Source organism: Pseudomonas sp. RW407 (genome assembly GCF_003176655.1).
Taxonomy (GTDB): domain Bacteria; phylum Pseudomonadota; class Gammaproteobacteria; order Pseudomonadales; family Pseudomonadaceae; genus Pseudomonas; species Pseudomonas delhiensis.
In genome coordinates this window covers 295511-304627 of sequence record NZ_QGSL01000107.1, presented here as the reverse complement: position 1 = coordinate 304627, position 9117 = coordinate 295511, and the positions used below count along the sequence as shown (strand labels likewise).

Sequence of the window (9117 nt, the reverse complement as noted above, 5' to 3'; positions counted from 1 at the left end):
CGCCGCCTGCAACTGCGCCAGGCGGCGCTCGGCCTGCTCGGCGGCTTCGCGCAGCTGGGCGAGGGTGGCCTGCTGCTGTGCGTCGGGCGCTTCGCCGAAGGCTTTCTCGGACTTCTTCAATTGGGCGCGGGCCATGGCGGCGTCGATCTTCGCTTTCTTCAGGGCTGCTTCGTCGCGGGCTTCCGGCACGGGGGCAGCGGGGGCCGGCCCGGCTTCGGCGGCCTCCAGGGCCAGGCGCGCCTGTTCGGCGGCCTGGCGCAGGGCCTCGACCTGGGCGCGCAGTTGTTCTGTGTCGTGGGCGGCCAGTTGCTTCTCGGCCTTCTGCAGGGCGACGCGGGCCATGCTGGCCTCGATCTTCAGCCGCTTGAGGTCGGCGCCGGCGTTGCCCACGGCCTTCTCCGCCTTCACGCGCTCGATGGCCGATTGCGGCGCTTCCGCCAGCGGCGCGGCGGCCTGGGCCTCGCGGGCGCGGGCGGCGCGTTCCAGGCGGGCCTGGCGTTCCTCGGCCTTGCGCGCCTCCTCGTGGCGCAGGCGTTCCTGGCGGTGCTCGAAGCGCAGGCGCGAGTGTTCGGCCTTCTGCTGTTTCAGCTGCAGTTCGCGGATGTCCGCCTTGGCCGCGCGGTAGTACTGCACCAGCGGGATGCTGGAGGGGCAGACGTAGGCGCAGGCGCCGCACTCGATGCAGTCGAACAGGTTGTAGGCCTGCAGTTGCTCGTGGTCGTCGCCCCGGGCGAAGAAGTACAGCTGCTGCGGCAGCAGGCTGGCCGGGCAGGCCTGGGCGCAATCGCCGCAGCGTATGCACGGCAGGGCCGCGGGTGGCGCCGGCAGTTCCTCGGCGGTGGCGGCCAGCAGGCAGTTGGCGGTCTTGACCAGCGGGGCCTGCAGGTCGCCCAGGGTGACGCCCATCAGCGGGCCGCCCATGAGCAGGCGGCCGAGCCGGCCGTGGTCGAGGCCGGCGAAGTCCAGCAGTTCGCCGACCGGCGTGCCCAGCAGCGCCTCGACGTTCATCGGCCGCGCCAGGGCGGCCCCGGTCAGGGTGGTGATGCGCGAGATCAGCGGGCGGCCGAGGATCACCGCGTCGCGCAGCGCCACGACGGTGCCGACGTTGACGCAGACCATGCCGATGTCCGCCGGCAGCCCGCCGCTGGGCACCTCGCGGCCGCTGAGCAACTGGATCAGCTGGCGCTCGCCGCCGGAGGGGTACTTGGTCGGGACGACGCGCAGCTCGATGGCGCGCTCGCCGATGGCCTGGCGCAGGGCCTCGATGGCCTGCGGCTTGTCGTCCTCGATGCCGAGCAGCACCTGCTGCGGCTGCAGCAGGTGCATGAGAATCTCGATGCCTTCCACCAGTTCGGCGGCGCGTTCGCGCATCAGCATGTCGTCGGCGCTGATGTAGGGCTCGCACTCGGCGCCGTTGATCACCAGGGTGTGCAGGTCCTCGGCGGCGCGCGCGGCCAGCTTGGCGGCGGTGGGGAAGCCGGCGCCGCCGAGCCCGGCGATGCCGGCCTGGCGGATGCGTTCCAGCAGGGCGGCGGGGCTTTCCTGGCGGTAGTCCGGGCTGGGTTGCAGCGGCGCCCACTCGTCACGGCCGTCGGCGTCGATGACGATGGCTTCGGCCAGCAGGCCCGACGGGTGCGGGTAGGGCTGTTCGCCGATGGCCACCACGGTGCCGGAGGTCGGCGCATGCACGGCCGCGCTGATGGCGCTGCCGGGGCTGGCGATCATCTGGCCCTTGAGCACGCGCTCGCCAACGTCCACGCAGGGCAGGGCGGGCGCGCCGGTGTGCTGCTGCAGCGGCAGGACCAGGCGCTTGGGCAGCGGCGCCTGGACGATGGGGCCGGCGGTGGATTGCTGCTTGTGCGTCGGCAGGTGCAGGCCGCCGGGGAAGTCCCAGGCCTTGGCGTTCATGCGGCCTGCTCCCGGTCGCTGGCGATCAGCCGGGCAGCGGGCAGCGGCCATTTCCATTCGCGTACGCCGACCTGCAGGTCACGCATCTCGATGCAGTCCACCGGGCAGGGCTCCACGCACAGGTCGCAGCCGGTGCATTCGTCGGCGATCACCGTGTGCATCTGCCGCGCGGCGCCGACGATGGCGTCCACCGGGCAGGCCTGGATGCACTTGGTGCAGCCGATGCACTCGGCCTCGCGGATGAAGGCCACCCGCGGCGGGGGTTGCGCCGGGGCGTCCAGGGGCGGCGCCTCGACGTCGAGCAGGTCGGCGAGGGCGGCGATGGTGGCGCTGCCGCCGGGCGGGCACTTGTTGATCGCGTCGCCCTGGGCGATGGCCTCGGCGTAGGGCTTGCAGCCGGCGTAGCCGCACTGGCCGCACTGGGTCTGCGGCAACAGGGCGTTGACCTGTTCGGCCACCGGGTCGCCCGCGACCCTGTAGCGCACCGCGGCGTAGCCGAGCAGGGCGCCGCTGGCCAGGCACAGGGCCAGCAGCACGCCGACCGCGAGCAGCACGGCAGTCATAGCTTGATCAGCCCGGTGAAGCCCATGAACGCCAGGGACATCAGCCCGGCGGTGATCATGCCGATGGCCGCGCCCTGGAAGGGCCCGGGCACGTCGGCGATGGCGATGCGCTCGCGCAGGGCGGCGAACAGCACCAGCACCAGGGAGAAGCCCAGGCCGGCGCCAAAGCCCTGCACGCTGGACTGCAGGAAGCCGTACTCGGGCTTGTTGGCATTGAGCAGGGCCACGCCGAGGACGATGCAGTTGGTGGTGATCAGCGGCAGGAAGATGCCGAGCACCCGGTACAGCAGCGGGCTGCTCTTCTTCACCAGCAGTTCGGTGAACTGCACCACCACGGCGATCACCAGGATGAAGCCGATGGTGCGCAGGTACTCCAGGTCCAGCGGCCGCAGCACGTAGCGCTGGAGGATGTAGCTGCAGATCGAGGCCAGGGTCAGCACGAAGGTGGTGGCCAGGGCCAGGCCGATGGCCGTCTCGATCTTGCGCGAGACGCCCATGAACGGGCACAGGCCGAGGAACTGCACCAGCACGAAGTTGTTGACCAGGATGGCGCTGACCAGGATCAGGGCGAGTTCGGTCATGGCCGGGCGCCCGGGGCAGGGTAGAGCTTGCGCATGCTCAGATTCCCCTTGTCAGCAGGTCGATGGCGGCGACGATGTCCTGCCGCAGGTGCGCCAGGCTGCCCACCGCCTCGCCCAGGTCACGGCGGGCCACGCCGGCCATCTGCGGGGTGAGCAGCAGCAGCTTCTCGCCCTCCACCAGCACCTCGGGCATCAACCGGCTGATGCCGGCCAGGCCCTTGCCGCGGCTGAGCGGGATCACCACGCGGGTGTTCAGCGAGGCGAGCAGGTCGCTCTGCACGTCCAGCAGCAGCGGGATTTCCCCGCGGCCGCGCGGGCTGGGGTTGCGGTAGAGGTCGAACTGCATCAGAAGCTCCGCAGGTCGTCGCCGAAGACGCCGGCGTCTTCCACATGCTGATTGTAGGCGTCGATGGCCTCGCGGTTCTGTTCCAGCCAGCGTGCCTGCAGGCGCTCCCGGACCACTTCGGCCAGCGCTTCCTCCAGCACCGCCGAGAGGTTCACGTCCAGCTCGCGGGCCTGCTTCAGCAGGTCGCTGTTCAGGCTGAGGTTGGTGGCTTTCTTCGGGGCTTGGGGGTCGTAGGTCGTGTGCATGGGAATCTCCGCGTCGACATGCGCATAGGTTATGCGCATGTCGCCCCAGCGGCAATCGCCGGCGCTTCAGTAGACCATGCAGGCCGCGTTGAGCAGGCCCACGCTCAGCGAGCAGCCGCCGAGGAACACGCCGTGAGCCAGGGTGTCGTTGGCGATGCCGGCCTTGAGCTCCGGCACCAGGCGCGAGATACCCAGGTACACCAGGGCCTGCACCAGCATGGCCACCAGGCCCCAGAGCAGCATGTCGCGCAGGCCGACGCTGTTGGCGATGGCGCTGGCCAACGGCAGGGCGAAGCCGAGCAGGGCCCCGACCAGGGCAGTGGCGGCGCTCAGGTTGCCCTGGCGGATCAGGCGGATTTCCGCATAGGGCGTCAGGCGGATGTACAGGCTGGCGAACAGGCCGAACAGCGCCAGGGCGGCGGCCAGGTAGACGATGAAGTTGGGCAACAGGTCCATGGGATTCCCTCGCGGCGCGCTGCGGGCGCCGCCGTTGGTTCAGTCGATGAAGTAGTGCGGCACGAAGCGGCTGCTGTCGCGGGTGATGGGGCTGGCATCCTCGCGGATGCCCAGGCCCGCGGCCTGCTCGCCGACCACCCAGCAGCCGAGCACGGCGTGGTTGCCGGCGTATTCGGCCAGCGGCGCGTAGGCCTGGTAGATGCAGGGCGCGTCGCCGTGGGGGCCGTCGCTTTCCAGGCGCAGGTCGCCGGCGACGATGCGGATGTTCTCGCCCTCGCGGGAATACAGTGGCTTGCGCACGTAGGCACCGGGCAGGTCGTCGCGGAAGCTCGCCGGCAGCAGGTTCGGGTGGCCGGGGTTGAGCTGCCAGAGGATCGGCAGCATGGCCTTGCTCGACATCAGCAGCTTCCAGGCCGGTTCGACGAAGCGGGTGCCGCTGCGTTCGAGGTGCCGGCCGAAGTCGTCCTGCATCAGCCATTCCCAGGGGTAGAGCTTGAAGCAGTGGCGGATGTCCTGTTCGTACTGGTCGACGAAGGTGCCGCGCCCGGCGTGGTGGCCGATGAACTCCACGGGCAGGTAACGCGTCTGCAGGCCGGCCTGGCGCGCGGTGTCCTGCAGGTAGAGGGCGTTGCCGGTGTCTTCCTCGTGGCCGTCGATGGCGCAGAAGTGCACCGGGCCGTCCGGGGCGATGGCGCGCCAGCGCGCGATCAGCTTCTCGTGCAGCGAGTTGAACTGGTCGGCGGCGGGGTTCAGGTCGTTCAGCCAGTGCCACTGCACCACGCTGGCCTCCAGCAGGCCGGTGGGGGTGTCGGCGTTGTACTCCAGCAGCTTGGGCGCGCCGCTGCCGTTCCAGGAAAAATCGAAGCGCCCGTACAGACTCGGGTCCTGGCGGCGCCAGGCGCGCACGGCTTCCTCGATGGCGGCCTCGGGCAGGGCGAAGGGGGCGAAGTGTTCGTGGGCGATCACCCAGTCCAGCGCTTCCAGGTAGCGCTGGTGCAGGTCTTCGCTCGCCGCTTCCAGCGTCTCGATCTGCTCCAGGGTGAATTCGTAGGCGACCGACTCGTCCCAGTAGCGGCCGTCGATGCTGTGGAAGGTGAAGCCGACCGACTCGCAGCGCTCGCGCCAGTCCGGCCGCGGCTCCATGGCCAGGCGTCGCATCAGCCGCCCCCGGAGAAGCGCGCCCCGGACGCGCCGAAGCCGCCGCGGGTGATGAGTTGCCGCGACTGCACCTGGAAGCTCTGCGCGGTGCGCGGGCGCGAGCCTTCCTCGTAGCTGGGGCCGTAGTAGCTGCGCCCGGCACTGCTGCCGCCGCTGGTGCTGCCGGAGGGTTCCGGCTCGCAGGCGCTGGGCGTGCTGCCCCAGTCCTTCAGGCAGTCTTCGCGGGTGGCGTAGCGGTCGCGGTACACCGGGTTGTGGTGGAGCATGGCCACGACCACGCTGCCGGTGAGCAGGGTGGCGACGACGTTGGATTTCTTCATGGCCGGCGGGCCGGGTGGTGGTGCGGGGGCATCGGCGGTTCCTTGCGCGGGGATGTCCTTTGGGGCGCAGCGAGTCTAGCGGGGCGCCGTGGTGGGCGGAAGTGAGGGCATTGCGGAAACGACGACGCCGGCCCAGGGGCCGGCGTCGTGGACAGCGCAGGGCGCTTACTTCACGCGCTGGCCCGGCTTGGCGCCGCTGTCGGGGCTGAGCAGGTAGATTTCCTGGCCGCCGGGGCCGGCGGCCAGGACCATGCCTTCGGAGACGCCGAACTTCATCTTGCGCGGGGCCAGGTTGGCCACGTACAGGGTCAGGCGGCCTTCGAGCTTGCTCGGGTCCGGGTAGGCGCTCTTGATGCCGGAGAACACGTTGCGCTTCTCGTCGCCGATGTCCAGGGACAGGCGCAGCAGCTTGTCGGCGCCCTCGACGAACTCGCACTTCTCGATCAGCGCGATGCGCAGGTCGACGGCGGCGAAGGCGTCGAAGTTGATTTCCGCGGCCAGCGGGTCCTTGGTCAGTTCGCCATTGCCCTGGGGCTGGTTGGCGGCGGCGAGGTCTTCCTTGGAGGCTTCGATCATGGCTTCGATTTTCGCGGGCTCGATACGGGTCATCAGCGGGTTGAACGGGTTCAGTTGGTGGTTGGCCAGCAGGTTCTCGTGGTCGCTCCACTTCAGCGGGGCGACGTTGAGGAAGGCTTCGGCGGCCTCGGCCAGCTTCGGCAGCACCGGCTTGAGGAAGATCACCAGCTGGCGGAACAGGTTCACGCCCAGGGCGCAGATGGCCTGCACTTCGGCCTGCTTGCCTTCCTGCTTGTTCAGCGCCCAGGGCGCCTTGTCGGCGATCCAGGCGTTGGCCTGGTCGGCCAGGGCCATGATCTCGCGCATGGCACGGCCGAAGTCGCGGGCCTCGTAGGCGGCGGCGATGCTCGGCGCGGCGCTCTGGAAGGATTCGACCAGTTCCGGCGCCGGGTTGGCGTCCACCAGCAGGCCGTTGTTGCCCTTTTGGATGAAGCCGGCGCAGCGGCTGGCGATGTTGACCACCTTGCCGACCAGGTCGGAGTTGACCTTCTGCACGAAGTCCTCGAGGTTCAGGTCGAGGTCGTCGACGCCGCGGCCGAGCTTGGCGGCGTAGTAGTAGCGCAGGTATTCCGGGTCCAGGTGGTCCAGGTAGGTGCGCGCCTTGACGAAGGTGCCGCGCGACTTGGACATCTTCTGGCCGTTGACGGTCAGGTAGCCGTGCACGTTCAGCGCGGTCGGCTTGCGGTAGCCGGCGCCTTCGAGCATGGCCGGCCAGAACAGCGCGTGGAAGTTGACGATGTCCTTGCCGATGAAGTGGTACAGCTCGGCCTTGGAATCCTTGTTCCAGTAGGCGTCGAAGTCCAGTTCCGGGCGGCGCGCGCAGAGGTTCTTGAAGCTGGCCATGTAGCCGATGGGCGCGTCCAGCCAGACGTAGAAGTACTTGCCCGGGGCGTCGGGAATCTCGAAGCCGAAGTAGGGCGCGTCGCGGGAGATGTCCCACTCCTGCAGGCCGCTATCCAGCCACTCGGCGAGTTTGTTGGCCACCGACTCCTGCAGGGTGCCGCTGCGCGTCCACTGCTGCAGCATGGCCTGGAAGTCAGGCAGCTTGAAGAAGTAGTGCAGCGACTCCTTGAGCACCGGGGTGGCGCCGGAGATCGCCGATTTCGGGTCCTTCAGCTCGGTGGGCGCGTAGGTGGCGCCGCAGGCCTCGCAGTTGTCGCCGTACTGGTCGGCGGTGCCGCACTTCGGGCAGGTGCCCTTGATGAAGCGGTCGGCCAGGAACATCTGCTTTTCCGGGTCGAAGTACTGGGTCACCGGGCGGGTGGCGATGTGCCCGGCCTCGCGCAGCTTCAGGTAGATGGCCGAGGACAGCTCGCGGTTCTCTTGCGAGTGGGTCGAGTGGTAGTTGTCGAAGTCCACCAGGAAGTCGGCGAAGTCGCCCATGTGCTCGGCGCGCACGGCGTCGATCAGTTGCTCCGAGGTGATGCCCTCGCGCTCGGCGCGCAGCATGATGGCCGAGCCGTGGGCGTCGTCCGCGCAGACGTACACCGCCTGGTTGCCACGCATCTTCTGGAAACGCACCCAGATGTCGGTCTGGATGTACTCCAGCATGTGACCCAGGTGGATCGAGCCGTTGGCGTAGGGCAGGGCGCTGGTGACGAGGATCTGGCGGTTTTCGGACATGATGCTCAGGCCATTGGGGCAAAACGAGGGAAGTCGGTAACTATATAGGAAGCGGCAAGCTGCAGGCCACAACAGGCTACAGGCGGCAGGCCATAGGCTGCAGGCAGGAGCGAAGAGCGTTCGCTGCCTGCTGTTCGCCTGAAGCCTGCAGCCTGTAGCCTGCCGCTGCTGTTAATATTCCCGTCTACCGTGCTCAGCCTTTTTTCGGGAGAACCCATGAGCGTCGTCACCCGCGCTACGGTGGAGGCCGTCCTCCGCCAGATCACCGACCCGCACACCGGCCAGAACCTGCTCGACGCCGGCTACCTGCGCGACCTCGACATCCAGGGCGGGCGCGTTGCCCTGGGCCTGGAGCTGGGCTACGCCTGCGGCCTGTTCAGGAACGGCCTGGCGCAGACCGTGCAGATGGCCCTGGAGGCCGCCGACGGGGTGGAGTCGGCCCAGGTGAAGGTGGATGTGAAGATCGCCGCGCACAAGGCCCAGGCCCAGGTGCCGGGCATGAGCAACGTCAAGAACATCATCGCCGTGGCCTCCGGCAAGGGCGGCGTGGGCAAGTCCACCACCGCCGCCAACCTGGCCCTGGCGCTGGCCCGCGAGGGCGCGCGGGTGGGCATCCTCGACGCCGACATCTACGGCCCCAGCCAGGGCATCATGTTCGGCATCGCCGATGGCACCCGGCCGAAGGTGCGCGAGCAGAAGTGGTTCGTGCCGCTGGAGGCCCATGGCGTGGAAGTCATGTCCATGGCCTTCCTCACCGACGACAACACCCCGGTGGTGTGGCGCGGGCCGATGGTCTCCGGCGCGCTGCTGCAACTGATCACCCAGACCGCCTGGAACGACCTGGACTACCTGGTGATCGACATGCCGCCGGGCACCGGCGACATCCAGCTGACCCTGGCGCAGAAGGTCCCGGTGGCCGGCGCGGTGATCGTCACCACCCCGCAGGACCTGGCCCTGCTCGACGCCAGGAAGGGCGTGGAGATGTTCCGCAAGGTCAACATCCCGGTGCTGGGCGTGGTGGAGAACATGGCGGTGCACATCTGCTCCAACTGCGGCCACGCCGAGCACCTGTTCGGCGAGGGCGGCGGTGAGAAGCTGGCGGCGCAGTACGGCGTGGAGCTGCTGGCCTCGCTGCCGCTGTCCATGGCCATCCGCATGCAGGCCGACGGCGGCAGGCCGACGGTGATCGCCGACCCGGAAAGCCAACTGGCGATGATCTACCAGGAAATGGCCCGCTGCGTCGGTGCGCGCATCGCCCTGAGCGAGAAGGACGCGCCGGCCATGCCGAGCATCTCCATCAGCGAGGATTGACCCTGCGACAAGGCCGCCCGGCGCGCCCCT

General features: G+C 69.1%; 10 protein-coding genes. 1 reads left to right on the top strand and 9 read right to left on the bottom strand.

Going from position 1 to position 9117, the window contains the following annotated elements; translation table 11 throughout:
* The 9 genes from rsxC to metG all read right to left on the bottom strand — a co-directional run.
* A partial coding sequence (rsxC, locus tag DK254_RS25390) for an electron transport complex subunit RsxC (protein WP_109937299.1) occupies nt 1-1908 on the bottom strand: 1908 nt, incomplete at its 3' end.
* On the bottom strand, nt 1905-2471 hold the full coding sequence (gene rsxB, locus DK254_RS25385) for an electron transport complex subunit RsxB (RefSeq protein WP_109936034.1): 567 nt from the start codon (nt 2469-2471) through the stop codon (nt 1905-1907). The genes rsxC and rsxB, both read right to left, overlap by 4 nt.
* Nucleotides 2468-3052, bottom strand: a complete 585-nt coding sequence (gene rsxA / locus DK254_RS25380) for an electron transport complex subunit RsxA (protein ID WP_109936033.1) — start codon at nt 3050-3052, stop codon at nt 2468-2470. The genes rsxB and rsxA overlap by 4 nt, the downstream gene beginning before the upstream one ends.
* 37 nt (nt 3053-3089) lie before the next feature.
* On the bottom strand, nt 3090-3398 hold the full coding sequence (locus DK254_RS25375; protein WP_256595956.1) for a CcdB family protein: 309 nt from the start codon (nt 3396-3398) through the stop codon (nt 3090-3092).
* Entirely contained in the window at nt 3398-3643 is a 246-nt protein-coding gene (locus tag DK254_RS25370) for a type II toxin-antitoxin system CcdA family antitoxin (RefSeq protein ID WP_109936032.1), read from the bottom strand. Before DK254_RS25370 ends, DK254_RS25375 begins: the two co-directional genes overlap by 1 nt.
* A 66-nt stretch (nt 3644-3709) precedes the next feature.
* Entirely contained in the window at nt 3710-4099 is a 390-nt protein-coding gene (locus DK254_RS25365; protein WP_109936031.1) for a DUF350 domain-containing protein, read from the bottom strand.
* A 39-nt stretch (nt 4100-4138) separates the two neighbouring features.
* The gene (locus DK254_RS25360; RefSeq protein WP_109936030.1) at nt 4139-5257 is read right to left on the bottom strand and encodes a glutathionylspermidine synthase family protein; all 1119 of its coding nucleotides are present in this window, start codon (nt 5255-5257) and stop codon (nt 4139-4141) included.
* Nucleotides 5257-5577 carry a hypothetical protein gene (locus DK254_RS25355; protein WP_109936029.1) on the bottom strand — a complete coding sequence of 107 codons (321 nt, stop codon included), beginning with the start codon at nt 5575-5577 and terminating at the stop codon, nt 5257-5259. Before DK254_RS25355 ends, DK254_RS25360 begins: the two co-directional genes overlap by 1 nt.
* Before the next feature lie 165 nt (nt 5578-5742).
* On the bottom strand, nt 5743-7776 hold the full coding sequence (gene metG / locus DK254_RS25350; RefSeq protein ID WP_109936028.1) for a methionine--tRNA ligase: 2034 nt from the start codon (nt 7774-7776) through the stop codon (nt 5743-5745).
* A gap of 216 nt (nt 7777-7992) precedes the next feature.
* Between metG and apbC the strand changes: the two genes are divergently transcribed.
* Complete coding sequence (gene apbC / locus DK254_RS25345; RefSeq protein ID WP_109936027.1) at nt 7993-9087, top strand: iron-sulfur cluster carrier protein ApbC; 1095 nt, start codon at nt 7993-7995, stop codon at nt 9085-9087.
* The last annotated feature ends 30 nt before the right edge of the window (nt 9088-9117 follow it).